This window comes from Caballeronia glathei (genome assembly GCF_000698595.1).
GTDB classification, from domain to species: Bacteria; Pseudomonadota; Gammaproteobacteria; order Burkholderiales; family Burkholderiaceae; genus Caballeronia; species Caballeronia glathei.
The window spans coordinates 31,834-57,641 of the sequence record NZ_JFHC01000003.1 but is presented as its reverse complement, the minus strand read 5'-3'; the positions used below and the strand labels follow the sequence as shown (position 1 = coordinate 57,641).

At 65.5% G+C, this 25,808-nt stretch carries 25 protein-coding genes and 1 pseudogene; 17 read left to right on the top strand and 9 right to left on the bottom strand.

Annotated elements, in window-relative coordinates:
* Positions 1–36: 36 nt before the first annotated feature.
* Both BG61_RS03450 and BG61_RS03440 read right to left on the bottom strand, forming a co-directional pair.
* Entirely contained in the window at positions 37–2,313 is a 2,277-nt protein-coding gene (locus tag BG61_RS03450; RefSeq protein WP_232256313.1) for a TonB-dependent receptor, read from the bottom strand.
* Positions 2,314–3,010: 697 nt separating this feature from the next.
* The gene (locus BG61_RS03440; RefSeq protein WP_035934991.1) at positions 3,011–3,322 is read right to left on the bottom strand and encodes a hypothetical protein; all 312 of its coding nucleotides are present in this window, start codon (positions 3,320–3,322) and stop codon (positions 3,011–3,013) included.
* A gap of 486 nt (positions 3,323–3,808) precedes the next feature.
* Between BG61_RS03440 and BG61_RS03435 the strand changes: the two genes are divergently transcribed.
* The 3 genes from BG61_RS03435 to BG61_RS03425 all read left to right on the top strand — a co-directional run bounded on the left by BG61_RS03435 (position 3,809) and on the right by BG61_RS03425 (position 7,086).
* Positions 3,809–4,645 carry an FTR1 family iron permease gene (locus BG61_RS03435; protein ID WP_035934989.1) on the top strand — a complete coding sequence of 279 codons (837 nt, stop codon included), beginning with the start codon at positions 3,809–3,811 and terminating at the stop codon, positions 4,643–4,645.
* 309 nt (positions 4,646–4,954) lie between these two features.
* Positions 4,955–5,830, top strand: a complete 876-nt coding sequence (yghU, locus tag BG61_RS03430) for a glutathione-dependent disulfide-bond oxidoreductase (protein ID WP_035934988.1) — start codon at positions 4,955–4,957, stop codon at positions 5,828–5,830.
* A gap of 335 nt (positions 5,831–6,165) precedes the next feature.
* On the top strand, positions 6,166–7,086 hold the full coding sequence (locus BG61_RS03425; protein ID WP_035934987.1) for an AEC family transporter: 921 nt from the start codon (positions 6,166–6,168) through the stop codon (positions 7,084–7,086).
* 33 nt (positions 7,087–7,119) lie between these two features.
* Here the strand turns inward: BG61_RS03425 and BG61_RS03420 are convergent, their stop codons facing one another.
* Positions 7,120–7,752 carry a CGNR zinc finger domain-containing protein gene (locus tag BG61_RS03420; protein ID WP_035934985.1) on the bottom strand — a complete coding sequence of 211 codons (633 nt, stop codon included), beginning with the start codon at positions 7,750–7,752 and terminating at the stop codon, positions 7,120–7,122.
* 168 nt (positions 7,753–7,920) lie between these two features.
* Between BG61_RS03420 and BG61_RS03415 the strand changes: the two genes are divergently transcribed.
* From BG61_RS03415 to BG61_RS03405, 3 genes are all read left to right on the top strand, one after another.
* The gene (locus BG61_RS03415) at positions 7,921–8,616 is read left to right on the top strand and encodes an alpha/beta fold hydrolase (RefSeq protein WP_035934983.1); all 696 of its coding nucleotides are present in this window, start codon (positions 7,921–7,923) and stop codon (positions 8,614–8,616) included.
* Positions 8,617–8,730: 114 nt separating this feature from the next.
* Entirely contained in the window at positions 8,731–9,702 is a 972-nt protein-coding gene (locus BG61_RS03410; protein WP_035934980.1) for a zinc-binding alcohol dehydrogenase family protein, read from the top strand.
* A gap of 43 nt (positions 9,703–9,745) precedes the next feature.
* A complete protein-coding gene (locus BG61_RS03405) occupies positions 9,746–10,516 on the top strand; it encodes an SDR family oxidoreductase (protein WP_035934978.1) in 771 nt (256 codons plus the stop codon).
* 143 nt (positions 10,517–10,659) lie between these two features.
* On the opposite strand, the gene BG61_RS03400 is transcribed toward BG61_RS03405, so the two are convergent.
* Positions 10,660–11,055, bottom strand: a complete 396-nt coding sequence (locus BG61_RS03400; protein ID WP_035935416.1) for an ester cyclase — start codon at positions 11,053–11,055, stop codon at positions 10,660–10,662.
* A gap of 121 nt (positions 11,056–11,176) precedes the next feature.
* Entirely contained in the window at positions 11,177–12,775 is a 1,599-nt protein-coding gene (locus tag BG61_RS03395; protein WP_081867973.1) for an MFS transporter, read from the bottom strand.
* 133 nt (positions 12,776–12,908) lie between these two features.
* On the opposite strand from BG61_RS03395, the gene BG61_RS03390 reads away from it, so the two are divergent.
* Positions 12,909–13,784 carry a LysR family transcriptional regulator gene (locus BG61_RS03390; protein WP_035934976.1) on the top strand — a complete coding sequence of 292 codons (876 nt, stop codon included), beginning with the start codon at positions 12,909–12,911 and terminating at the stop codon, positions 13,782–13,784.
* Between the two features lie 48 nt (positions 13,785–13,832).
* On the opposite strand, the gene BG61_RS03385 is transcribed toward BG61_RS03390, so the two are convergent.
* Positions 13,833–15,062, bottom strand: coding sequence for a polysaccharide pyruvyl transferase family protein (locus tag BG61_RS03385; RefSeq protein ID WP_051672236.1), 1,230 nt, complete (start codon positions 15,060–15,062; stop codon positions 13,833–13,835).
* Positions 15,063–15,231: 169 nt separating this feature from the next.
* On the opposite strand from BG61_RS03385, the gene BG61_RS03380 reads away from it, so the two are divergent.
* Together BG61_RS03380 and BG61_RS03375 are read left to right on the top strand one after the other, a co-directional pair.
* Positions 15,232–15,453 (top strand): hypothetical protein, encoded by a 222-nt coding sequence (locus BG61_RS03380; protein ID WP_035934974.1) that lies wholly within the window; start codon positions 15,232–15,234, stop codon positions 15,451–15,453.
* Positions 15,454–15,632: 179 nt separating this feature from the next.
* The gene (locus BG61_RS03375; RefSeq protein ID WP_035934971.1) at positions 15,633–15,998 is read left to right on the top strand and encodes a hypothetical protein; all 366 of its coding nucleotides are present in this window, start codon (positions 15,633–15,635) and stop codon (positions 15,996–15,998) included.
* 702 nt (positions 15,999–16,700) lie between these two features.
* Here the strand turns inward: BG61_RS03375 and BG61_RS03370 are convergent.
* On the bottom strand, positions 16,701–17,297 hold the full coding sequence (locus BG61_RS03370) for a phospholipase effector Tle1 domain-containing protein (RefSeq protein ID WP_051672235.1): 597 nt from the start codon (positions 17,295–17,297) through the stop codon (positions 16,701–16,703).
* Between BG61_RS03370 and BG61_RS03365 the strand changes: the two genes are divergently transcribed.
* Both BG61_RS03365 and BG61_RS03360 read left to right on the top strand, forming a co-directional pair.
* Complete coding sequence (locus BG61_RS03365; protein WP_232256312.1) at positions 17,290–18,558, top strand: PQQ-dependent sugar dehydrogenase; 1,269 nt, start codon at positions 17,290–17,292, stop codon at positions 18,556–18,558. The two genes, BG61_RS03370 and BG61_RS03365, sit on opposite strands and share 8 nt — an antisense overlap.
* Positions 18,555–18,890 carry a c-type cytochrome gene (locus BG61_RS03360; protein ID WP_370818080.1) on the top strand — a complete coding sequence of 112 codons (336 nt, stop codon included), beginning with the start codon at positions 18,555–18,557 and terminating at the stop codon, positions 18,888–18,890. Before BG61_RS03365 ends, BG61_RS03360 begins: the two co-directional genes overlap by 4 nt.
* A 427-nt stretch (positions 18,891–19,317) precedes the next feature.
* Here BG61_RS03360 and BG61_RS03355 read toward each other — a convergent pair.
* A pseudogene (locus BG61_RS03355) lies at positions 19,318–20,473 on the bottom strand (PDDEXK nuclease domain-containing protein).
* 199 nt (positions 20,474–20,672) lie between these two features.
* On the opposite strand from BG61_RS03355, the gene BG61_RS03350 reads away from it, so the two are divergent.
* Complete coding sequence (locus tag BG61_RS03350; RefSeq protein ID WP_035934968.1) at positions 20,673–20,993, top strand: hypothetical protein; 321 nt, start codon at positions 20,673–20,675, stop codon at positions 20,991–20,993.
* A gap of 36 nt (positions 20,994–21,029) precedes the next feature.
* On the opposite strand, the gene BG61_RS43190 is transcribed toward BG61_RS03350, so the two are convergent.
* The gene (locus BG61_RS43190) at positions 21,030–21,290 is read right to left on the bottom strand and encodes a hypothetical protein (protein WP_035934965.1); all 261 of its coding nucleotides are present in this window, start codon (positions 21,288–21,290) and stop codon (positions 21,030–21,032) included.
* Positions 21,291–21,818: 528 nt separating this feature from the next.
* On the opposite strand from BG61_RS43190, the gene modA reads away from it, so the two are divergent.
* The 5 genes from modA (at position 21,819) to BG61_RS03320 (ending at position 25,668) form a co-directional block, all read left to right on the top strand.
* Positions 21,819–22,574, top strand: coding sequence for a molybdate ABC transporter substrate-binding protein (gene modA, locus BG61_RS03340; protein ID WP_035934962.1), 756 nt, complete (start codon positions 21,819–21,821; stop codon positions 22,572–22,574).
* A gap of 16 nt (positions 22,575–22,590) precedes the next feature.
* On the top strand, positions 22,591–23,271 hold the full coding sequence (gene modB / locus BG61_RS03335; RefSeq protein WP_035934960.1) for a molybdate ABC transporter permease subunit: 681 nt from the start codon (positions 22,591–22,593) through the stop codon (positions 23,269–23,271).
* A 4-nt stretch (positions 23,272–23,275) separates the two neighbouring features.
* The gene (modC, locus tag BG61_RS03330; protein ID WP_035934957.1) at positions 23,276–24,439 is read left to right on the top strand and encodes a molybdenum ABC transporter ATP-binding protein; all 1,164 of its coding nucleotides are present in this window, start codon (positions 23,276–23,278) and stop codon (positions 24,437–24,439) included.
* A gap of 317 nt (positions 24,440–24,756) precedes the next feature.
* Entirely contained in the window at positions 24,757–25,128 is a 372-nt protein-coding gene (locus BG61_RS03325; protein ID WP_035934954.1) for a hypothetical protein, read from the top strand.
* Positions 25,129–25,155: 27 nt separating this feature from the next.
* Positions 25,156–25,668, top strand: a complete 513-nt coding sequence (locus BG61_RS03320; RefSeq protein WP_035934951.1) for a glycine zipper family protein — start codon at positions 25,156–25,158, stop codon at positions 25,666–25,668.
* Positions 25,669–25,808 lie beyond the last annotated feature (140 nt).

The following is a 25,808-nucleotide window of genomic DNA, read 5'->3' as shown; positions in this document are numbered from 1 at the left end:
CAGAGGCATCGAAATGCCTCGGCGCGAGACACCGGATCAGAAGTTCGCGTGAATATTCACGAACGCACTCAGGGATTCGCCTACGAACGCACCGGCCGCATTGGCTGCGACGAAGTAGCGCCGGTCGGTGAGATTGTGCACGTTCAGGTCGATGCCCCAGCGCGGCGCGTCATAGCCGAAGGCCGCGTTCGCGATCACGTACGACGGGATCGAGTTGACGTTGGTGATGTCGCTATACGTCTTCGCCACATAGTTGACGCCCGCGCCAACGTGAAATCCCGGGATGCCGTCGATCGAGAAATCGTATGTCGTCCAGAGATTGGCGATATACGCCGGCGCGCCCTGCGGATGATGACCCTCCGACGTGATGCCTTGCGGATTGTCGGTGATGACCGCATCCTGCGCCGTGAAGTTCGCGATCACGTGCCACTGGTTCGTTAGGCTTGCATCGATCGATGCTTCGGCTCCTTTCGTCCTTTGACTGTCGAAGACGACAGACTCGGCGCCATTGATGGTCGTCAGCGCGGCAACGTTGTCGCGGGTCACGTCGAAGAGCGCGGTGTTGATGATGAACTTGTCGTCGAACAGGCCGAACTTGATGCCGGCTTCATATTGCAGCGCGGATTCCGGTGCGCCGATTCCGTTCTGCGTGTTCTCCGAATTGAAGTTCGCGAAATGGCTCTTCGAGATGCCGAAGTAAGGCGTGAGCCAGGGCAGCACCTTGTAAAGCGCACCGATGTTCCAGCTCACGGGTGCGTCGTTGCGCGTGTCGGTCACGCCGGCGAGCAAGGGTTGCCCGTCGGTGCCGAAGCGGCCGGGCACCGAAATCGACGGCGTAAGCGACGTGTCCCACCAGTCTTGCCGGATGCCTGCGCGCAGCTTGAACTTGTCGGTGACGTCGATCTGATCGGTTGCGTAGAGACTGTAGTAGTTCGCGACCAGATGATCGTTGTCGCACGAATGCTTCGCGTCGCACAGGAACGTCAGCCCGGCCACGCTCGTTTCGGGCGGCACCGGTGCGAACGCATCCGGAATGTTGGGCAGGTCGGCGGTGGCCCGCTCCGTATCGATCAGCAGATGCTGGTATTCGAAGCCTGTCACCAAGGTATGCCCGACGCTGCCGGTCGCAAATTTCCAGACCGGTTCGAGCTGGTAGTCGAAGCTGTTGTCGCTGTCGTCCTGTTCTCTGAGCTGGCGTCCGACCACCTCTCCGTCGCTGACCATGGTGCTGGTGCTGTCGCCGTTTGTCAGCACGTCGAGCGAGCGGTGCAGATATGAGAAGCGGTTGTTGATCGTCAGCACGTCGCTCACCTTCCACTTGTCCGAAAGCGTCGGGCGAACGTAGGTTTCTTTGGCGAACGCGAACGGGGTCGAGAACTTGGCATCGCGCGAGACGTCGCCGAGCGGCGAACCGTTGAAGTAGATGATCCCGTACGAATCGGGCGTTTCGTGCGTGTCGCGCAGATCGAGCGAGAAGTCGATCGTATGCTTGCCAAGTTCCCATTGCAGCGACGGCCTGATCTCTGAGTCGCGGCTGCTCAGGTCGCGAAATCCGTCGGAGCGCGCGAACGTTGCGTCGACACGATAGTTCAGTCCGGCGATGCCGGTCGGCCCGGTGATGTAGTCGCTGTTGGTGACCGTGCCGAACGATCCCGCCTGCACGCTGCCGCCATAGTGGAAATCCGGCGACGGCTCGTAGTGAACGATATTGATCGTGCCTCCCGGCGGGCCGCTGCCGAACAGCGCCGATCCCGGCCCCTCGAGAATCTCGATCCGCTCGACACCGTTGAGCGAGTGCGAAATGCCGCTCAGTTCGTCGCCGTCGGAAAAGCCGTCCTCGTAGATCTGCGCGTTCAGCCCGCGGATCAGGAAGTGATCGTAATAGCCCTTCGAGTCCTGGCCGCCCTGATTGACGCCGCTCGCGTTCGTGATGGCGTCGCGCAGCATCGTGCCGCCTTGCTCGGAAACCAGCTGGCGCGGGATGACCTGAACGCTGGCAGGCAAATCCTCCAGCTTCGTTCCGGTCTTGCTGGCCGCGACGCGCTGTTGCGGGTCGTTGACCCGATCGCTTTCAACGAGCGGCCCGTATCCTGTCGGAACGGTGCCCTCGACGCGAATCGCGGGCAACGTCGCGTCGGCCATGGCCGGATTCGATGATCCGGGCGCGGCCGGCGGTTGTTGATCCTGCGACTGCGCCCAGCCGGCCTGCGCGAACGCGAGTCCCGTGCACATCGCGGCCACGCGCACTTCCAGGCCGATCCGCCTCGTCGCAAGCGCGGCCAACGCCGCCTTGCGCATTCTCCTTACATACATCGCTCATCCCCTTTCGAACAGACTTCGGTTGCACCGTCTTGCATCGACGTTGCTTCTGGTGTCCTTCGCTTGGGCGTTCTTGAGGGATGTCGCTTCGTGGTCTTTCTGCTCGACCCCAACGCCAAATCGAAGGCATGCATCCGCCATGCGCGCAAAGACGCGTGGCGGGTGAAAGCTCGTTGTGGGGATGTGATCGAATGCGATCGCTGCATCGGCGATCGCGGTCAGATTTGCGCGCGCAAGGACCTCGGTTGCGTCGCACCGACATGTGAACGAAGAAGGTGCTTAATTTATTCCGCCGCGGCGCGAATAATTATCGCGGGGCTGTGTCTGGTGGCAACGTCGGGTCGATTCGCATGCGAGCGAAAGGCAACGGCCTTTACGCCGGTGCTTTCGCGTCAGTTACGGAATATTGACGTAGAGGCAATGAAGCAAGCCTGCGCTGTCCATGCGTTCATTGGCTCCGCTCAAGAGCGTGCGCGTTTCGACGTCGAAGGGTTTCATCCGGGAGCGCCCGCCGAGCGAGGAAGACGGACATCGACCGAGCCGTCCACGCACGCAGTTGACCAGACGATCGGCGATGCACATCGCGCGCACGCCGATGCGGCTGCGTGCGCGCGAACGCCCGACACACTAGAAGGGAGAACACGAACGCTTTCGTTGCGATCAGGAGCGAGGTCGCATGCGCAAACGCTGCTCAACGACCCGCGGATGCCAGCCGGATTCGCGCCGCGCATCGCTCGAACGTCGCGGCGAGTTCGACCAGCGTGGCACCGTCGGCGCCCGACAGGAGAATGCAATCGTCCACGAGCGCCGACAGGGACGCGAGTTGCTGGTCCACCGCATAGCGGCTGCCATCCGGCCGATGGTTCCACAGCTGATGCGACGGCTGCGGATTCGGCTGGGGCAGATAGACCGCGACGCAGGCGGGTTCCGCGCCCATCGGAGGCAGCAACTCGATCTCGACCGGCTCGAGCAGGCCGCCGTTTGCCTGCGCGGTGATCGTCATAGGGCCTCTTGTGCAAGTGGATACGCAATCCACCATCTTTCGGACGAAGACTTAGACCATCCTTAGACGGCCTGGAAGCGGCCGCCCAGCGAACGCTAAGCGGATGCTAAGGCTTGTCGGGAACCATCGCGTGGTTCGGCACGGGGGCGCGAGACTCGAGATCGCGTCACGCGATGCAGCCGCCACAAGCCGAATCGTCTGATCCGTCGGCCAGTAATCGAACGTTCGGACCTTCTTGGGCCAGGCGCGTCGGTGTACGTGGGGTGGCACTCGACTTCCCTCAATGATGCGACTCTGCTGCCGTCTGCGGCAACTCCCCTGAAGGCCGGAAAAAATTTAGAAGACAATGCGAGTCAATCCTATTCTTATTGACGTGCAGATGCGGACGCAGTAGTCCTGCCCGGCATCGGCTCACGTGCGCCGTCTCCTGCCTCCCGTGCCGTGCACGTCGCCCCAACACCATCGCCTTCAACCTGGAGTTCCCGCATGCTGTCGACTGCCATCATCGTGTTTCGCGAAGTCCTCGAAGCCGCCCTCGTCATCTCGATCGTGATGGCGGCGACCAAAGGCGTGCCGCGGCGCGGCTTCTGGGTGTCGAGCGGACTGCTCGCCGGCATCGTCGGCGCGACGCTCGTTGCCGTGTTCGCCGACGCCATCGGCACGCTTGCATCCGGCATGGGTCAGGAAGTGTTCAATGCGTCGATCATGTTCCTCGCCGTCGCGATGCTCACCTGGCACAGCGTATGGATGAGCAAGCACGGGCGGGAAATGGCGATGCATCTGAATTCCGTCGGCAGGGCCGTTGCAAGTGGGGCCAAGCCGTTGACGGGTCTGGCGATCGTGGTCGCGGTGGCCGTGCTGCGCGAAGGCTCGGAGACGGTGCTCTTCCTCTACGGCATCGCCGCGGGTGACCCGGGGCAGATGTCGCAGATGGTTGTCGGCGGTGTCATCGGCATGCTGGGCGGCATCGGGCTGGGCGCCTGCATGTATTTCGGCCTCTTGCAGATTCCCGTCAAGCGCCTTTTCAGCGTGACGAACTGGCTGATCATGCTGCTCTCGGCCGGCATGGCAAGCCAGTGTGCCGGCTATCTGCTGTCCGCCGGGCTCGTGCCCGCGCTGGGCGAGCAAGTCTGGGATACCTCGTGGCTGCTCGACGAAACCAGTATCGTCGGGAAGATGCTGCATACGCTGGTCGGGTATACGGCCCGGCCGGCTGGCATCCAGCTCATCGTGTATGTGGCGACGCTGACATGCACCGCCGCGTTGAACCGCTGGATCGGACAACCTGCCGCCGGAGCGGCGCAGCCGAAGCAGTCCGCGTAGTCCAATCCGCGCCGCGTTCGGTATCGCATCGGCTGCCGGCCGCCTCTGCGCAAGGACGCTGCTCGCGCTCGGCCGCCGGACGAACGGGCGGATTGCATTCGCACAGGAAACCGTCGCCGCGCAAGACAGCGCCCGCGCTAGTGGGCACGATGGCGCCGCAGGAGGCGTGCGCGGCGTCGAATCGATCTCTTTCTTACATCTGCATCACGATCAGGACCGACTTTGTCGGCACCGGGTACGGCCAGCGTGTTTCGCGCCTATTTGCTAAGCTCGCGCGAATCGCATGATCGAACACAAGGAGCGTGAAGCATGAGCGATTCGCACGAGTACGTACCGCCGAAGGTCTGGACGTGGAGCAAGGAAAACGGCGGCCATTTTGCAAACATCAACCGCCCGATCTCCGGCCCTACTCACGAAAAGGCGCTGCCGGTCGGCCGTCATCCGCTGCAGCTCTATTCGCTCGCCACGCCGAACGGCGTGAAGATCACGGTGATGCTGGAGGAACTGCTCGCACTGGGTCACCGGGGCGCCGAATACGACGCGTGGCTCATCAGAATCAGAGATGGCGAGCAGTTCGGCAGCGGCTTTGTCGAAGCAAACCCGAATTCGAAGATTCCGGCGCTGGTGGATCGCAGCGGGGACGCGCCGATACGTGTCTTCGAATCCGGTGCGATCCTGCTGTATCTCGCCGAAAAATTCGGCGCGCTGTTGCCGACGAACGCCAGCGCGCGCGCCGAGTGCCTGTCGTGGCTGTTCTGGCAGATGGGTAGCGCGCCGTATCTGGGCGGCGGCTTCGGGCATTTTTACGCCTATGCGCCGACCAAGATGGAATATCCGATCGACCGGTTCACGATGGAGGTCAAGCGCCAGCTCGACGTGCTCGACAAGCGGCTCGCTGACAACGCCTACGTGGCCGGGAATGAATACACCATTGCCGATATCGCGATCTGGCCTTGGTACGGCGGACTGGTCAAGGGCTGGCTCTACGAGTCGGCCGAGTTTCTCTCCGTGCAGGACTACAAGCACGTGCGGCGATGGGCCGACGCCATCGGCGAGCGTCCCGCCGTGCAGCGCGGCCGCATGGTCAACCGGGTCTCTGGGGAGGCGTCCAGTCAGTTGCACGAGCGCCACGACGCCGCCGACTTCGAGACCCACACGCAGGACAAGCTGGCGGCACAGGAATAAGGCGTTGCTCACGGCTGTCAGCCGCCGTGTTCCGAGGTAGCGCGCCGTAAGCTTCGACCTCACGGGGCCGAGCAAGGGCTATATTGCGCGCACGTTCTCTCTGCACGAAGGTCGATCCGCAACGCCTTCGTGCGGCGCATTTCATTGGGCCGTGCGCCGTGTCGAACGGTCCAGTCGACGCAATCCGGAGCTATCGCAGGTTTCCGGCTTGCTGTCGATCGCGCAGTCCAACATCGTGAAGGACAGGAATTTGGCGTGAACGCAGGACACCGGTGGCGGAACGAGTAAGCTCCAACAGCTGATACCGGCTGGTCTGTTTGCTACGGAGCCCGACCATGCATATCGCCAGTCTGATATTGCCGATTTTCGCCATCATCCTGAGCGGCTATGCGGCGGGCGCCCTGGGCTATCTGCCGCGCACGCTCGCCGGCCCGCTGATGCAGTTCGCCTATTTCGTCGCAATGCCGGCGCTGGTTTTCCTGACCGTTGCCGAAGAGCCGCTCGGCGCGCTGCTGGAGTGGCGCTTTATTGCGGCATTCGGCGGAGGCTCGCTGCTCTGCTTTGCCGCCGTGTTTCTCGCGGCACGCATTGGCTGGCGCGCAAGGTTGGGAACGAGCGCGATGCTGGCCGCCGTGGCCTCGATGACCAACACCGGCTTCGTCGCGCTCCCCATCCTGCGAGCGCTGCACGGTCAGCAGGGCATTCTCGCCGCAGCGGTCGCGACGGTGTTCGTCGGCGCGATCATGTTCCCCGCGCTCGTCGTTCTGCTCGAAATCGACCAGCGCACCGATTCGCGCAAGACACGCGCAACCGCACTTGCCAGACAAATCGGCACCAATCCCGTCATTCTTGCCACGCTCCTGGCTCTGCTCTGGTCGATCCTTGGATTCAGGTTGCCCGCGCCTGTTGCGACCTGCCTCGGCATACTCGGAGAAGCACTGACGCCATGCGCGCTGTTCGCCATCGGCCTTGATCTGTCGATCAGCGAATTGCGCGGTCATATGAGCCGTTACGCGCTGCTGACCGTGCTCAAACTGGTGGTGATGCCGATGGTCGTGTATGGACTGTGCATCGCCGTCGGACTGAACCACACCTTCACCATCGCAGCGGTGATCTGCGCCGCGGTGCCGACGGCCAAGAGCGCGTATGTGCTCGCGAGCGAATACGACGTCGAAAAGTCATTGGCGGGTGCCGCCATTTCAATGACGACGCTGTTTTCAATCGTGACCCTGCTGGCCTGGCTTTACTGGCTGTGAACGGCCCGGCGCGATGACGCTGCCGACATCACATCAGCCGTTTGCCTGCTCCCTGAGCCGCTTGCGGTGAGCCGCAACCTTCGCGCGGTTGCCGCAGATCGCCATGCTGCACCACCGGCGGACGTGGCCCCGCGTGTGATCAGCGAACATCAACGTGCATCCGGGTCCTTCGCACGCTTTTACGTGCGTGAAGTCCTCCTCACAGACGACTCTGGCCAGCGCTTCGGCTATCGGCATCAGCAACGACGCTGCTGACTGCCAGCGCCGATTCGCGCGCAGTTCGAATGGGGTCACGCCACCCGGCGCACCGGCGACGATTTCAGCATGCTGCTCATCCCGCTCGAGCAGCTGATTCAGGGGTTCGAGCGCCCGCACGTCTCTGGCGGTCAGCGGCCGGCCTTTCCTCTTGCGGACAAATCCTCTGAACCATTCGCGCAGCTCGCGCGCCCGCGCCGCCGCTTCGTCAAGCTCGGCAGGCGTCGACCGCACCCGCACGTCTTCGATCGCGCCGGAGGGCACAAGCCCGGCCTGGTCGAGCCACGCCAGCAGGCCCTCGCCATCGCTGATCCAGTCGACCGGCTCGTCCACCGGCGTCGCAACCGAGTTCAGGAAATCGAGCCCGGGCGCGTCGGCAAGGAATATCGCGGGTATCTGACGGTAGTCCATCTCTTGTGAAAAATGTGAAGTGACGGTGACGAAATCGTAACCACATAGAACGCACTTGACAAGTTACACCCTCCATTAGTAACCTCTATTAACGCGTTAGGCAGGTTACATAGAGCGCCCGCTGATCCGCGTCCGAAGCAGTAGCCACTTCATTCAAAGGAGCGACCAATGGAGACAGACAACGTGAGCGCGGTGCTTGTGCACGGTGCGTGGGCAGACGGCTCGAGCTGGAGCAAGGTCATCGAACGTTTGAAGGAACATGGCATTCGTGCGGTCGCGGCGCCGTTGCCGCTCACCTCGTTGCAGGAAGACGTGGCGGCGCTGGATAGAACGCTCGAACGAATCGACGGTCCGGTCGTCCTCGCCGGGCACGCGTATGCCGGCGCGGTGATCAGCTCGACACGCGCGGAGAACGTGGAGGCGCTGGTGTACGTGGCCGCGCTTGCGCCGGACGAAGGCGAAACCGTGGGCGACGTGTTCTATCGCGGTGAAGCACACCCGCAGGCGCCGAAGCTGGCGCCGGACCGCCACGGCCTGATCTGGCTGCCTGAAGAGGCATTCGCGGATGCGTTCGCACCGCAGGCGGCGCCGCACGAGTTGGCGGTGCTCGGCGCGGTTCAACGGCCCATTTCGGTTTCATGCATCGGCGAACCGGTCGGGCGTCCGCTCTGGAAGGATCGTCCGAGCTGGTTCCTGATCGCCGGGCAGGACCGGATGATCAGCAGCGACACGCAGCATTTCATGGCACAGCGCATGAACGCGCGCGTGCATTCATACCCGGCCGATCACACGCCGATCGTCACGTCTCCCGACACCGTGACAAAGGTGATCGTCGAAGCGGCCCGTTCGATTCCGGCTCGTTAGAAAGCGGGCGAGGCCGCGGAGCGCCGCGGCCGTGAGCAAGTTTCCTGTTCGCTGGCATGCGCATGCATTGTCGGCATTGACAACCGTATGTGTTCAAACTGAAGGAGAGAGATCATGCGTGCAATCGTTCTCGACAAATTCGGCGGCGTGGATAGCCTCGTGTACACGGAGTTGCCTGAACCCGAACCGCTGGCGGGCCACGTGGTCATCGAAATCAAGGCATTCGGCATCAATCATGCCGAGATGCACATGCGCCGCGGAGAGTGGGCCGAAGCGGCCAGAGTGAGCGGCATCGAATGTGTGGGTGTGGTGAAGTCGTGTCCCGGCGGCGAATTCCCGGTCGGAGCGAAAGTCGCCGCGCTGATGGGCGGCCTCGGGCGCACGATCAACGGCAGCTATGCCGAATACACACGGGCGCCCGTGTCCAACGTGGCGCTGATCGAAGCATCGCTGCCGTGGGCCGAGCTCGCGGCCATTCCGGAAACCTATGCAACCGCGTGGACGTGTCTGTTCCGCAACCTCGAACTGACATCGGGGCAGACGCTCGTGATCCGGGGTGCGACCTCGTCGTTTGGACAGGCGGCGGTGAAGCTCGCCGTCAACGCCGGCGCCACGGTCATCGCGACCACGCGCAGCGCATCGCGTTTTTCGATGCTGGAAAGCCTGGGCGCCACGCGTGTCGAAATCGAAGGCCCCGATCTGTCGAAGCGCATCGCCGAGGCGAAGCAGATCGACGCCGTGCTCGACCTCGTCGGCAACAGCACGATTCTGGATTCGCTTGCCATGTTGCGGCGCGGCGGCCGCGCCTGTCTTGCGGGCTGGCTCGGCGGCCTTGATCCCATCGCGGATTTCAACCCTCTTCTCCAGATGGCGAGCGGCGTCTACCTGACGTTCTTCGGCAGTTTCGTATTCGGTACGCCGGGCTTTCCGCTTGCCGACGTGCCGCTTCGAAAGATCGCCGAAGACGTTGCCGCGGGGCGGCTCGACGCGAAACCGGCCCGCGTGTTCGGCTTCGACGACATTCACGAGGCGCATCGCGTGATGGAAGCCAACCAGGCCGGCGGCAAGATGGTCGTCGTCCACTGAATCGATACACAGTCACTCCATACACGAGTCAAGGAGAAGGAAGATGTCCAGCAAAGTAGCCATCGTCACGGGCGCGAGCCAGGGGATCGGCCGTTCGACCGCCATCAGGCTGGCGCGGGATTTTGCCTCGGTCGTACTCGTTGCGCGCAACCGCGAGAACCTCGACCAGACCGCCGCCGACGTGACCAGGGCCGGTGCCACGCCTCTTGCAATCGACCTGGACCTGTCCGAGGCCGACGCCGCGCAACACGTGGTCGATCAGACGCTTTCGACGTTCGGCCGGATCGATGCGTTGCTCAACATCGCGGGCGCCGTGCCGCAAATCGACCTGTTCGACATGACCGACGAACAATGGGAACGCGGCCTCGCGCTCAAGCTTCACGGCGCGCGGCGATTGACGGTGGCGGCATGGCCGTCCCTGAAGAAAACGTCAGGATCGGTCGTGCTGATGTCGGGTAATTCGGCGCTGTTTCCGAAGGCACCGTACGCGGCCGTGGGCACGATCAACGCCGCAATCGTGGCGCTGGCGAAGGCGTTCTCGGACCGCGGCATCGCAGACGGCGTACAGGTGAACAGTGTGCTGCCGGGCCCCGTGATGACGGGTCGGCGGCAATCCTATCTGGACCATTGGGCGCCGCTGCACAACATGAGCGTGGAAGAAGCGACGGCGAAGTTTCCGCTCGAAGCGGGGATCGCGCGGTACGGCACGCCCGAGGAGATTGCCGAGTTGATGGCGTTCCTCGTGTCGCCCGAGGCGCATTGGATGACGGGATCGACGTTGAGGATGGACGGCGGAGAAGTCAAGTCGATCTGACGGACCGCCGGCCGGAAGCGACACGCCCCCGTGTGTTTCGCGTGATCGCTTCCGGCCGAATCGTCTTCGCCGGGCGACGAGCCTTCGTTGTGGTCCGAAAGGTCCGTGCGTCACGCTTCACGGCGGGCAAGCGCGCCTGGAATTCATTGCGCTGGAAGCTGAGCTTCGATGGCCGCCTTGTCGATGACTGACCAGACCTGCTCGATCTTGTTTCCCCGGAATTTGTAGAACACGTTCTCCGTAAAGGAGACTTTTTTCCCGTTCACAGCGAGGCCGAGGAATTTGCCGCTCGGCGTACAGGCGAACGCCAGCCGGCTCGCTATGTAAGGTGAATCGGAAACCAGAAGCTGAATGTCGAAGTAAAGGTCCGGAATTTCCCGAAAGTCCCGCTCCAGCATCTCGCGATAACCCGACAAGCCAATCCGCTGGCCGTTGTAGTGCACGTCGTCGTCGACGAACTGTCCCAGCTTCGGCCAGTCCTGCATGTTCAGGCACGCGATGTAGTTCCGGTAGATGCCGGGGAGGTCGGTGTCGGTCACGACGATTCTCCTTCCACGAGGCCCCTGCTGCAAAGCCGGGCGGTTGAAAACCACACCCGAGAATAGCATCCCGGATCGAATCGGTTTCCTCGTCGTGCAGCCCGAATCACCGCACCCGTGTCTACGTTGAAACCGCGCGCTGGACGCCCGATTCCCGCCGCCGGCCCGCCAGCATCCACACCGACCCCGCGATGACGACCGCCCCAGCCCCTGCCACGCAGAGCGCAGATGCGAAGCCGCTTGCGAAACTAGCACGCGCCGCGCCATCGAGCACGGCCCGCGCGGCGGCGGGCAGATGCGCGCTCGCATCCGCAAGATCGCCCGCGAGCACGCGCGACAGGAAGCTCGCGTCCAGATTTGCCCGCAGCGCGGGCATGCCGCCCAGGTGCGCGTCGAGCGCCGCATGCGTGCGCGCCGCGAGCACGGCGCCGAGCACGCCCACCGACGTGACGATGGCGGTGAACCGTGTCGTCGTGCTGATGCCGGAGGCCATGCCGGTGCGGCTCGCCGGCACGCAGGCCATGATCGCCTTTTGCGTGTCGCCGTTGAGCACGCCCGCCCCGCAGCCGGTGACGATCATGCCGAGCGCGATCAGCCCGTAGCGCGCGTCGCTCGCAACGAACGCCGTCAGCAGATTGCCCGCGCCGATCAGGACCAGCCCGAGCGTGAGCAGCGCGACGCTCGACAGGCGCTTCGACAGCGCCGCGCCAACGTACGGCCCGACGATCATCGCGATCGCGAACGGCAGCATGCCGACGCCCGCATGGACGGCCGAGAAGCCAAACGCGTTCTGCAGGTAGAGCGGCAGGAACGTCATCATCACCTGCGCACACGCGGCATAGCCGAACATCGCCAGCACGGCGGCGACGAAGCGCGGCTGGCGGAAAAGCTGGAGATCGATCATCGGGTGGGCGCGCAGCCGCTCGACCTGCACGAAGCCGATCAGCAGCACCGCGCAGCCCGCGATCCGGCCCTGCGTCTTCCAGCTCGCCCAGCCGTCCGCCTGCGCGCCGATCAGCGCCCAGATGCCGAGCGCGAGCGCGATGCCGAACAGCGCGCTGCCGGCGACATCGACGGGACCGGCGTCGGGGTTGCGGGACTCGCGGATCGCGCGCAGCGCGCACCACGCGAGCACGGCGCACACCGGCAGGTTCAGCAGGAAGATCCAGCGCCAGCCGAACCACTGCGTGATTGCACCGCCGACGAGCGGCGCCACGGTGGTCGCGAGCCCCATGCAGGTTCCCCACACTGCCCAGGCGCGGGCGCGTTCGGCGCCCTCGTGGAACGTGTTGGCGATTACGGCGAGCGCCGAGGTAAGCAGCATCGCCGCGCCCACGCCCTTGACCGCCCGGGCGATGTCGAGCGCCACCGCCGACGGCGCGATCCCGCATCCGAGCGACGCGACGAAGAACACCGCGAGCCCCGCGAGCAGCATCTTCTTGCGCCCGAAGCGGTCCGCCAGCGCCCCGGCGGGCAACAGGCAGGACGCGAAGGCGACCATGTACGCGCTCACCACCCACTCGACTTCCGCGAACCCCGCGTGGAACGAGCGCGCGATGGAAGGCAGCGAGACGGCGACGACGTTGGTGTCGAGCACGATCAGCGCGCAGGCCGCCGACGCAGTGGCGAGCACGAAGCGCGCCGCAGCGCGGCTCGATGCGGCGGGCGGCGCCGTGGCGGCGGAAGCGGGCACCGGGTTCTCCTCGGAGGTCTGGGACATGGCGGCGAACAGGAGATAGAGACAGGGATAGGGATGAATCGGGCGTCCAATCGGGGTCACCCGATACTAACTTTCTCCCTGTTTCGAGTCATTGCCATAGAATCGCAAGATAATTAACGAATTTTGAAATTCCATGCGCGCCGTCGAACTTCGCCACATCCGCTGTTTCGTCAGCGTGGCCCGGCATCTGCATTTCGCGCGCGCGGCGGAGGAACTCGGCATCGCCCCGCCCGCGCTCACCAAGCAGATCCAGGAAGCCGAGCGCCTGCTCGGCGTGCGCCTCTTTCATCGCACGAAGCGCTCCGTCGCGCTCAGCGCCGCCGGCGAGGCGTATCTCGCCGAGGCGCTCGCCGCGCTCGATCACCTCGCTCGCGGCGCCGAACTCGCGGAACTGGCGGAGCGCGGCGAACTTGGCCGGATCGCGGTGGGATACGTCGGCTCGGCGGTCTTCTCCGGCGTGCTGCAGAACACGGTGCGCGGCTTTCGCGCGATCCACCCGCGGATCGAGGTCGGCATTCGCGAGGTGGTGATGAGCGAGGTGGGCGCGATGCTCGACGACGGCCGGATCGACGTGGCCTACGTCCGTCCGCCGATCCGGCTTCCCGAAGGCGTTCAGGTGAGGACCGTGCATCGCGACACGTTCATTCTGGCGCTGCCGGCGGATTCGCCGCTCGCCGTGGCGCAGGCCGTGTCGCCCGCCCAGTTGCGCGACGAGTCGTTCGTGCTGCCGGAGCAGGAATACGGCACGCAGGAAGTGGCGCGGCGCGGGCGTTTCACGCCGAAGGTCGCGGCGCGGCCGGGCACGCTGGCGGCGGTCGTCGCGCGCGTTTCGCTCGGTGGCGAAGTCGCGGTCGTGCCGCACTCGGTCGCCGGCTGCGTCGTGCTGCCGGGCGTCGAGTACCGGCCGATCGCGGGCAAGCCGATTCTCTCGGAAGTGGCGCTGGCGTTCCGGCGCTTCGAGCGCGCGCCAGCCGTGCGGGCGTTCCTGCAGCACGCGACGAATGAGTGAAACAAGGCGCGTGGGGCACGTGCGGCACGTGCAACACGTGCGCCCCGATCACGGCAGGGCGAGCGCCGCGCGGATCGGCGCGAATCCACGGCGGTAGCGGATCACGAGTTCACGCGCCGTGCGCCGAAGCCGGGCGGGGTCCGCGGCGAGCGCATGGGCGATGCCGTCGGCGATGTCGTCGACATCGACCGCCGCCGGACTCACGGCGTCGTCCCAGGTGGCCGCGAACGCGGCCTGCTTGGCGGGCTGCGCGGCGGGCGCCGAATGCCGCAGATTCACGCGCGGCAGCGCGAACGCCATCGCGACGATCCGGCCGTGCAGGCTGCTTCCCAGATAAAGGCGGCTCGCCGCGATCAGCGCGCAGATGTCCCACACGTTCAGCGAGCGGAATAACTTCACCGGCGCCGCATGCATGCGGCCCGCGGTGCGCTCGTAGCACGCAACGTCGTCATGCCACGGCGCCGCGCCCGCCCGAAAGAACACCACGCCGAGCCCGCCGCGCTTCGCATACCGGTCCAGTTGCGCGGCGATTTGCCCGAGCGTGGCGTCGTCGCCGAAATCGGCGCTGAACTGCACCGCGATATATCCCCGGGGGAACGCTCGGGACAACGCGAGCAACTCGCCCCGCTGCGCGTGCTGGCGGATGTGCGCGCCGAACAGGTCCGCGACCATCACGGCAGGGTCGGGAAAGAGCCGCGCCGCAATGCCCGCCGACTCGAGCTGCGATTGCGTGCGCGCATCGCGCACGCTGATGTCGTCGGCGGCGCCGAGCTTCGCCAGCACTTCGGCGCGCAGTGCCGGCGCGCACGCATCGAGACCGGCGCCGCCGACTGCGTCGTAGATCACGCTCGCGGCATGCGGAAACATGTCCCGCGACACCGCGTAGGGCGCGAGCGCCGCGTGCCCCAGTGCGGCGCGCGCCCACGCCAAGCGCTCCCCGGGCGATGTGGCGAAGCGCGCGATGGTCTGCTGCGCCTCGTCTGGCGTGAGAAGCATGACCGCTGCCTCCCAGGCGTCACAGGTCAGCACCTCGCCGCCCACGTGCACGAGGTTGACCGCACGCTCGCGCAAGCGCGCCGCGAGCGGCGCGAGCGCTTCCACGCGATGTCCGCCCCAGGCGCGCAGGTCGCGCGCGGCCAGTCCGGCGAAGATGAAATCGCCGTGTCCGAAGAGGCGCGCGGCCACGTGCGGAAACAGCAGGTCGCCGAAGTTGTGGCGATCGAACGCGCCGAAGAGAATGGTCGGATTGTCCGGCGATCTGGCGTGAGTCACAAGCATGCGCCCCGAAAGCGAAAGATCTCGCAAAAGGATACGTCCGCGCGCATTCTCCCTGCCGGGCGAGCGGCCAGCGGACAGCGCGGAATAACAAGTGCGCCCGCGGCGCATCGCGTGCAGGCCGGCAATTTGCTCGACATGCTAGGATTTTCGCGAATCCACGGAGACGAGCATGCGATTCGACTACAAGACGTTTCACATCGACTGCCGCGCACGGCACGACGAAGACGGACGCTACTACGCCCGCGCCACGATCACCGAGGCGCCGCCAGCGGGACGCGCACACGGCGAGACGCACGATTCCGGCGAACTCGATGCCTTCCCGAACGAATCCGACGCGCTTCATTGCGCCCGTGCGTGGGCGCTCGAATGGTGCGACGAGATCATCACGTAGCGGCCATCCGGGCGACTTGACGCGACGCATGATACCGCCCGCACCAAGCGATGCAGTCTGACCGCGCCGCCCGCGCTTTTGGCGGAAAACGGCAGGTACCGCATTGCAAAATGATCTGATATTGTTTTCGTGAAGGAAACGATATCCGGGCTACATCAATCGTCTTCGTGAGTGCCGCCATGAATGATGCACGTCACCGCCTTACTCCGCGCGACCGCGTGGAACTGCTCTGCTGGCTGACCTGCGGCAGCCTCGGAAACTACTACCTGAACGAATCGTGGCCGACGCCCGCCTTCTACGTGCAGGCGTCGCGCAAGTGGCTCGAGAGGCATCAGCGGCACGCGGACTGGCTTTCCGTCGCGAAGCTGTCGGCGATCGCGGACGGACTCGCGAGACAGAACGCGGGACACGTGAACGCGGACTGGGCGCTCGACGCAGTCGAAGAGATTCTCGAAAGCGACGACCTGAACTACGAATCGGCACTCGTTGCGCGCGTGTTCGATGACTGCAGGCGCGCGCTGGCCGACAAGCGTCTCGCCGACTGAGAAGCGCTCGCATCGACAGCCTTCTCCGTGGGCCGCTTCCGTCTGCCCGAAGCTTCGGCATCTGCGATTGGCATGCAGGCGACCTGCGCGGCCGCCCGCCGTGCGCACGACCGGATGGACGAAAACGCCCGGGCCCATTCTCTTCGCGCGCGAGATCGCGGCTATTCGCGAATTGCAGCCTTTACGGACGCAATCAATTGCACGGCGCATAAAACCGGGCGGCAATTAACGGCTCGTATCGAAGCGCGAAATCCGGAACGCTCCGGAGCGCGAATGGCGATTATTGAAGAAGCGAATGAAGTGCTCCGATCGGGGACACGAATGCGCAATCGGACATATTCTGTATGAAGGCGCGCGGTCGCGTTCATGCGCCGGGAGAGCCAGAAATCTTCGCGATCTAAAACAACCGGTCACGGATACGGATTCGCTATCTCATGTGCCTTGCGGCCGGCGAGTATGCCTCGCCGGTCCGCCATGCGAATGCTTCCGCATTCATTAGCGATCCATTACGTTCGTACGCTAACGCACGCATTCCGATTGAACCCTGCGGCGATAGCGACTACGCTGTTAAGCCGGCGACGCCATTCAATTGATGCCTAGCGATTATCGCGGTGTCGCCGGTGGCGCGGCTCGGCGCGCTGCCCGAGCGCGTGGCGGCCTGAATGCCGCTCAGGCGCGGCGGGCCGCCACGCGCCCGGCGCTTCAGCTGACCCAGACGCGGTTCGCGCCCAGTTGCTCGGAGAGCGCCGCGGGCAGGTACTGCGGGGTCACGGCGACGCGCTGGCCCGTTTGCGGATCGATGCCCATCCGGCGCGCGATCGAGACATGGGCGCCGATGTCGGCGGGGAAGCGGATCGGCCCGCGCGGTCCGCGCGGACGCACCGAGAACGGAATCTGCGCCCACGGCTCGTGGCTGACACCGAAGAAGTCGGGCTTGAACGCCCACGGCTGGGGCTTCAGCTGCAGCCCGATCGCGGGATCGGCGAGGCGCCCGAGCATCCACTCGCACGCGATGTCGGACAGTCCCGATTCCGTGACCGGGTAGCCGCCGCCGACATCCGCATGCGCGCCCGCAAAGAGCACTTGCGTGATGCCGTCGCGGGCGTCCCAGAAGGTCGGCGTGAAGTCGGTGCGCTGTTCGTCGAGGCTGATCGCGTGGATGCCGAACTGGACCTTCTTGTTGAGCGCGGTGTCCGCGAAGCGGAACACGTCGATGTCCTTGTTCTCGTCGTCCAGATAGATCGGGATGCCGAGCGCGCCGACGGTGTCCCACACGCCGATCGCCTTGATCGTGTCCACGTCGACGGTTTCGCCCGGCTGCAGTTCGCCGAACGCGAAGGTCTGCCTCTCGCCCGCTCATGCGGCGCAGGACAATGTCAGCACGCTGTCGAATTTCAAGGAAACGGGCAACAAGACGCCCGCCGAGACCGTGCCGCAGACCGGCCAGCGCGCCGACGCGCTGCGCGAGAACCTGAAGGCGATCAAGCTGCCGCCCGGCTTCAAGATCGAGCTCTATGCGGTCGTGCCGGATGCGCGCCACATGGCGATCGAACCGTCGACGGGCGTCGTGTTCGTCGGAACCCGCAAGACGCGCGTCTGGCAGGTGACGGACCGCACGAAGCGGCGCGTCGCGGACGACGTCGTCTCGTTCGCGAGTTCCGTGACGTTCAAGGTGCCGAACGGCGTGTGCTTCTCGCCGGACGGCGTGCTGTACATCGTCGAGCAAAATCGCGTGCTCGCGTTCCCGGCCGCGCAGTTCTTCGGCGAAGGCGGTCCGGACGTGGCGGCGGCCGTCGTCGTGCCGCAGGGCAAGCTGATTCCGGCGGAGTTCGAGAGCTTCAACCACGGCGCGCGCGCGTGCCGGATCGGACCGGACAAGAAGCTCTACATCGCGCTCGGCCAGCCGTGGAACGTACCGCCGAAGGCCAAGCTGGGCGCACTCGACACGAACGGCCTCGCGGGCATCATCCGCATCGATCAGGACGGCAAGAACCGCGAAGTCTATGCACACGGCGTGCGCAACTCGGTCGGCCTCGACTTCAATCCGAAGGACAAGACGCTGTGGTTCACCGACAACCAGGTCGACGGCATGGGCGACGACACGCCGCCCGGCGAACTCGACCGCGCGACGAAGGCCGGCGAGAACTTCGGCTTCCCGTGGTACGGCGGCGGCAAGGTGCGCACGGCCGACTACAAGGACGCCACGCCGCCCGCCAACGTCGTGTTCCCGCAGGTCGAATTCGCGCCGCACGCGGCGGACCTCGGCATGTCGTTCTACACGGGCAAGATGTTCCCGGCGAAGTATCAGGGCGGCATCTTCGTGGCGGAGCACGGTTCGTGGAACCGCACGAAGCCGATCGGCGCGCGCCTCATGTACGTCACCGTCAAGGACGACGGCACGGCGGGCGAAACCGAGGTCTTCGCGGAAGGCTGGCTCACGTCGACCGGCGAATACATGGGCCGCCCGGTCGACGTGCAGCAGTTGCAGGACGGCTCGCTGCTCGTCTCCGACGACTACGCCGGCGCGATCTACCGCATTTCGTACGCGGGCGGCAAATGACGCAGCCAACGATGCGGCCCCTTAAGTGGCATCGCGTGGCGATGGCGGCGCTCGCCGCCGCGTGCGTCACGAGCACGTCGTTCGCCGCCGATGTCAAGACCGGGCGCGCCAAGGCGGTGCAGTGTCAGGCGTGCCACGGCATGGACGGCCTTGCCAAGGTGCCGGAAGCGCCCAATCTCGCCGGACAGAACGAGGACTACCTCGTCAAGGCGCTGAAGGACTTCCGCTCCGGGGCGCGGCAGAACGAAATGATGTCGGTGGTCGCGAAGCCGCTCAGCGACGCCGACATCGCGAATCTCGCCGCGTTCTATCACAGTCTCGGGCCGAAGTAGCCGGCGGGCGGAGCCGCGGGGCGCGCCTGCGCGTGCCCCGCGGCACGCGCTGATGTAATCGAAACGCATGGAACGCATAAAACGCGAAATACCGCATTTAGGGGTTGACGAAAACTCTTAAGGGTTTATACTTACCCCTGTCTCCTCCATGTCTCAACCGATATGGATTACGCCCGCTCAACGAGAGCGGGCTTTTTTTTGCCCGTCGGTTCTGGCCATTCCTCGCCCGCGCGCCGGCAAAAAAATTGGCGATGCCCCCGCCGCATCACCTATCCTGTAAGCGTGGTCCGTGTCAGGCATGTGACCGCAAACGGGGTGAAGGCTGAGCTGGCCGGAAGGTACGCCGCCTGTTTTCGCCCCGCCTCCGACTTGAAGCCCGCTCGCGCGGGCTTTTTGTTTTTCGTCGTGCGCCAACGCCTGCCTGGCCTCACTCGTCCGAGCCCCTGCGCTTCCTTTCCACTTCCTCGCGCGACCGTTCGAGTTCTTCGGCGATCAGGTGCTCGTCGGGGAGCACGGTCTGATATTCGGCGGCGAGAATCTTGTTCGGCAGATTGTCCAGCGCGTAGCGGGCCTCGGCGCTGCCCTTCGCGGCGCACAGAATCAGCCCGACCGGCGGATTCTCGCCGGGCTTCATCCAGTGCTCGCGCGCATAGTTCAGATAGAGGTGCATCTGCCCGGCGTCGGCGTAACTGAATTTGCCGACTTTCAGATCAATGATGACGAGGCACTTCAGCCGTCGATGGAAAAACACGAGGTCGACGCGAAACCACGTGTCGTCGATGCGCAGCCGCCGCTGCCGGCCGATGAACGCGAAGTCGTCGCCGAGTTCGAGCAGGAAGTCCGCGAGGCGGTGGATGAGGGCATCCTCCAGATCGGACTCGGAGTATTCGTCCTTGATATTCAGGAATTCCAGCACGAACGGGTCCCTGATCGCTTCCTCGGGGGTGATCGTGTCGCCGGGGGTGCGTTCGGACGCCTTCGCGAGCAGCGCCGCCTTGTTGCGCGACAGCGCGAGGCGCTCATAGAGCTGGCTGTTCACCTGGCGGTCGAGCTGACGGACCGACCAGCCTTCGCGCAGCGCTTCGCTTTCGTAAAAGCCGCGCGGCGGCGCTTTTCACGGAAAGCAGCCGGACGTAGGCCGACCAGGGCAGCGCAAAGCGCGCCGCGAGCGCCGTGAGGGCGGGCTCGGCGGCAGGCATCGCCGACGCCGATTTTCCAGACGCCGTCTGGACATTCGCGACGTTCGCGTCGTGAGGCAATTTTCCAGACGCTGTCTGGAAAATCTGCCCGGGCGGCCATTGGAGATAGAACGCCCGCATGTTGGCAAGATTCGCCCGGCCGAATCCACGGCCGAATCGCCGTGTCAGATCGGTTGCGAGCCTCGCGACGAGCGCGTCGCCGTAACCGGCCCGCTCGCTGCCCGCCTGCTCGAACTCGACGATGCGCCGCCCGATCTCCCAGTACGACGCGGTCATGATCGCGTTGACGTTGCGCGCCGCCGCACGCCGGGCGCTTTCGAGCACATCGACGATTCCCGCACGGATGCCGTCGTATTCGCTCGCAGAAATTGCACGCTTCGTCATTCGTCTCCCGTTCTCCCTCGTCTGGTGGCGTCCCGGTCCGGTCGCGGCGCGCCCGCCGGACGCCCGGCCGCGATCGAATGTTAGCGGAATCGGCCATGCGGCGGCCCTCTCCGTTTCGACACGGCCGCCTCGCCGATTCATATGAAATGAAGGAACGGCAAATGCTGCGAGGTTGGCGCACCGTTCCTCAGGAGGGGATATGGAGATCGAATCGACCCAGTGGTTCCCGCTCGACCAGTACGCGCCCGTTCGGGACGGCTGGTACGAAGTGCAGCTCGTGAGCGGCGGGACTGCGTTCTCGAAGTACATCGAAGGCGCCTGGACGGAAAAACCCGCGCTCGTCTTCACGCACTGGCGCGGGCTGAGCGCAGATCCGAAAGACGCCGGCGATCAGGAAAACATCGACGCCGAAGCGGCCGCCGCGCAAGGCGTGCGCGCCGTCTGGAACGCGTTTTTCCCGGGGCTGGAAGGCAACGACAAGGACAAGGCGCGCGGCGGCGCCTACCGCAAGGGCGCCTGACGAAAGGGGCACGGCTCGCATGCCCGGATGCCGCTCTTACCGCCCGGCGCAGAGCTGCCGGTAGACGCAAGCCGCATCCGGCATGCACGAGGCGAGCGCGGCGTCGAGGCGCTCGGACTCGGCGGCCTTCGACGGAACGTGCACGCGGTGCATCGCGGATGCGTCGGTGTCGAGGATCGCCTGCGAGACCGTCGCGCGGCTCAGTTCGTCGTCGGCGGACATCGGCAGCGCGAACGCGATCGTGCAGGTCGCCGCGAGGGCAATGGCGATCGATGTCAGCCAGGTGATGATGTACATGACCCATACCTCGAAAGTAGTTGCAACCGCGATGCCCTGTCGAAGCGCAAGCCGCCGGAAAGCGGCGCGCCGATTGGTCGTGTTTGGGTGTGGAATGTTTGCGCCGCTCGTGAGCGGCGGACTTCATGCGGTAGCGCCCGCCGTGGTACGGCTGCGCGCGAAATGCCGGCAAGCGAACCCGGCCGGGTGATGACGGGCTCGCTGGATAAAACGGATAACGCTGTGCCTGATGCTCAGGTTAGGCCCGCGATCCGGTTCCGACAGCCCTACTGACGTAGGGTCTTGAAGGAGGGGTCGCGCCTCGTGCGAGCACCTGAGTTCACGTAAAGCAGATGCATTAAATCCCACTGGAAGCGCCAGCCCCCGCGCTTCCATGTGCGGCACCTTCCGGCAAGGCGGCAAGAACCCTCGTCCCTATGCGACAAGGCATGCCCGTTCATCCCACGCGTCATATATTCGGCTATATTACGATGCTCGATTGAACGCCCAGTTGCCGTTTCATTCCATGTCAAGTCCGAGGAGGCTTTCGTGAAGTTTCGATTTTTCCGTCTTTTGCTGTCGATTGCGGCTGGTTTCGCGGCGGGTTCCGCGTTCGCCGGCGAGGTGCAGGTCGCGGTGGCCGCCAACTTCACGGCACCGGTGCAAGTGATCGCGGCGGACTTCGAGAAGGACACGGGCAACAAGGTCGTCGCTTCGTACGGGGCGACCGGCCAGTTCTACGCACAGATCAAGAACGGCGCGCCGTTCGAGGTGTTCCTCTCCGCCGACGACACCACCCCCGCCAAGCTCGAATCCGAGGGCATGACCGTGCCCGGCAGCCGCTTCACGTATGCGATCGGCGCGCTCGCGCTCTGGTCGGCGAAAGACGGCTACGTCGATGCGAACGGCGACGTCCTGAAGAAAAACGAGTTCAGGCATCTCGCCATCGCCAATCCGAAGACGGCCCCGTACGGCCTCGCCGCGACGCAGGCGCTCGACAAGCTCGGCCTCGCGCAGGCGGTCGCGCCGAAGATCGTCGAAGGGCAGAACATCTCGCAGACGCAGCAGTTCATCGCAACGGGCAATGCCGAGCTCGGCTTCGTGGCGCTGTCGCAGATCTACAAGAACGGCAAGATCACGAGCGGCTCGGCGTGGATGGTGCCGGAGTCGCTGCACGAGCCGATCAAGCAGGACGCGGTGATCCTCACGAAGGGCAAGGACAATGCCGCCGCGAAGGCGTTCGTCGAGTATCTGAAGGGACCGAAGGCCGCGGCGGTCATCAAGTCGTTCGGCTACACCCTGTAACGAATCCGCGATCGCGATGCCGCTGAACCAAGCCGACTTCGAAGCCATCTGGCTCACCATCCAGCTGGCGTCGCTCACGACGGTCCTGCTGCTGATCATCGGCACGCCGATCGCCTGGTGGCTCGCGCGCACGCGCTCGCGGCTCAAGGGACCGGTCGGCGCCGTCGTCGCGCTGCCGCTCGTCCTGCCGCCGACCGTCATCGGCTTCTATCTGCTCGTCCTGATGGGCCCGAACGGCTACGTCGGCCAGTTGACGCAGGGCCTCGGCTGGGGCCTGCTGCCGTTCACGTTCGCGGGGCTCGTCGTCGGCTCGGTGCTGTATTCGATGCCGTTCGTCGTGCAACCGCTGCAAAACGCCTTCGAGGCGATCGGCTCGCGGCCCCTCGAAGCCGCCGCCACCTTGCGCGCCGGCCCGTGGGACTGCTTCTTCTCCGTTGTCCTGCCGCTCGCGCGCCCGGGCGTCGTGACGGCCGCCATTCTCGGCTTCGCGCACACGGTCGGCGAATTCGGCGTCGTGCTGATGATCGGCGGCAACATACCGGGCGCGACGCGGGTCGTCTCGGTGCAGATCTACGACCACGTGGAGGCGCTCGAATACCCGCAGGCGCACTGGCTCGCAGGCGGGATGGTGGTTTTCTCGTTCATCGTGCTGCTGCTTCTCTACTCGACCCGCCCCACATCCGACTCGCTGCGCTGAAAACATGCCCGAAGCCCCCGCCCCGACCGTCCCGCATCCGAACACGCCCGAGCGCGCGTCGAACGTCCGCGCCGCTGCCGCACCGGGAGGCATCGAGGCGCGCTTTCGCGTGGAACACGAAGGCTTCTCGCTCGACGTCGATCTCGATCTTCCCGGCCGCGGCGTCACGGCGATCTTCGGCCATTCCGGCTCCGGCAAGACCACCGTGCTGCGCTGCGTCGCCGGGCTGGCGCGGCCGAGCGAAGGGCGCCTCAGCGTCAACGGCGAAGTCTGGCTCGATACCGCGAAGGGCATCTTCATGCCGACGCACCAGCGGCCGCTCGGGTACGTCTTTCAGGAGGCAAGCCTCTTCGCGCATTTGAGCGTCGCGCGCAATCTGCGCTACGGGCTGAACCGCATCGCGCCCGCGGCGCGCAAGGTCGATCTCGCGCACGCGGCGGGGCTGCTCGGCATCGGCCACCTGCTCGAGCGCATGCCGGCGGGACTCTCGGGCGGCGAGCGGCAGCGGGTGGCGATCGCCCGCGCGCTGCTCACGAGCCCGCGGCTCCTGCTGCTCGACGAACCGCTCGCCTCCCTCGACCTGAAGCGCAAGCAGGAGATCCTGCCGTACCTGGAGCGGCTTCACGACGAACTCGACATCCCCGTGCTGTACGTGAGCCATGCGCCTGAGGAAGTGGCACGGCTCGCGGATCATCTCGTGCTGCTCGAAAGCGGCCGGGCGGTCGCGAGCGGCCCGATCGCCGATACGCTCGCCCGCCTCGACCTGCCCTCGGCCATGGCCGACGACGCGTCGGTCGTCATTCAGGGCGTCGTAGCCGGTTTCGACCCCGGCTACGAGCTGCTGACGCTGAATCTGCCCGGCAGCGGCGCGTCGCTCAGGGTCGTGCACACGGCGGTGGCGTCTGGCCGCGCGATGCGCATCGTCGTGAGGGCGCGCGACGTGAGTCTCGCGCTCGCCGCGCAGGAGTCGAGCAGCGTGCTCAACGTGCTGCCGGCAACGGTGGCCGGAATCACCGGCGCGGCGAGCCCCTCGCAAGTGATGGTGCGGCTCGATATCGACGGCACGCCGCTTCTGTCGCGCATCACGCGCTATTCCTGCGACCACCTGAAGCTTGCCGTCGGCACGCGGGTGTGGGCGCAGGTCAAGGCGGTGTCGCTCCTCGCGTAACCGTGCTCCGCGCACGGCGGGACACGACGGTTTGTCCGCGCCGACGCCGTCCTGTCATGGACAAAATGGCCGCTCCGAAGCGCGCCTGAGCGCTGTTTTTGCACGATTCGCCACCCCGCCGCCATCGCGAACGAGCACGTCCGGGCGACCCGCGAACCACGCCGCACGACGCGTAACGCGGCGAAAAATAATCCCCTGCCGCTGTAATTGAATTTCGCACACAAGTGGCATAGCGTTCAATAAGTGCCGCCGGTCGGCGCGGGCAGGTTCCGCGACCGCTTCAGATCGACGGCGGGAATGTCCAACCAGGAGATGTCGTGAAGCGCGTGAAGAATTGCGTCACGCTGTCGGTGCTCGCTCTCGCCTGCGCATGCGGGCCGGCGGTCGCCGGCGGGCATGTCGGTGTGTTTATCGGCGGGGGGTTTCCTTACTACTATCCGTACGGCCCGGCTCCGTACGCGCCGTATCCGTACGCACCTTATCCGTACTATTCCTATCCGCCGGCCGTGGCCGTGCCCGCCGCGCCGCAGGCCTACATCGAGCAGGGGCAAGCGCAGGCGTCGCCCGCGCGCGAGCGGCCGAGCGGCTACTGGTACTACTGCGATGAATCGAAGGCCTACTACCCCTATGTGAAGCAGTGCGCGGGCAACTGGCGTCAGGTGGCGCCCCGGCCCGAGCCGTCCAACTGACGCGAAAGCAGAAGAGTCAAAAGCAATATGATCCATTCAAGGCTTGTTCTCCTCGCCGCGCTGAGCTGCCTGAGCGCGTGCGCCGTTGTGCCGACGGGGCCGACCGTCATGGCGCTCCCCGGCACCGGAAAAACCTTCGACCAGTTTCGCGCCGACGACGGCGCCTGCCGGCAGTTCGCCTTCCAGCAGGCAGGCGGGGTGTCGGCCAATCAGGCGTCGACGGCGAGCGCGCTCGGCAGCGCCGCGGTGGGCACCGCGCTCGGTGCCGCGGCGGGCGCAGCGTTCAACGGCGGCACCGGTGCCGCCGTGGGCGCGGGCGCGGGCCTCCTGGCCGGCAGCGTGGTCGGCCTGGGCGCCGCGCAAGGCTCGGGCTACGAGGTGCAGCGGCGCTACGACTACGCGTATATCCAGTGCATGTACGCGGCCGGTGACCGCGTTCCGGTGAGCGGCCGGATGTCGGTGGCGCCGGGGCCTTCGCACTACGCGCCGCCGCCGCCTCCGCCTCCTCCGGGCCTGCCGCCACCGCCGCCGCCGGGTTGACAGCGGGCGTGCCCTGACTCACCGGTCCTGAACGACACGAATGCCGCGCGGGTAGCCAAAGCGAGCGGGAAGATCCGCCCGGCACGCGACCCGCGCCAAAGCGTCAACACTGCGAGCGATGCACGCGCCGGGCGAAGCCG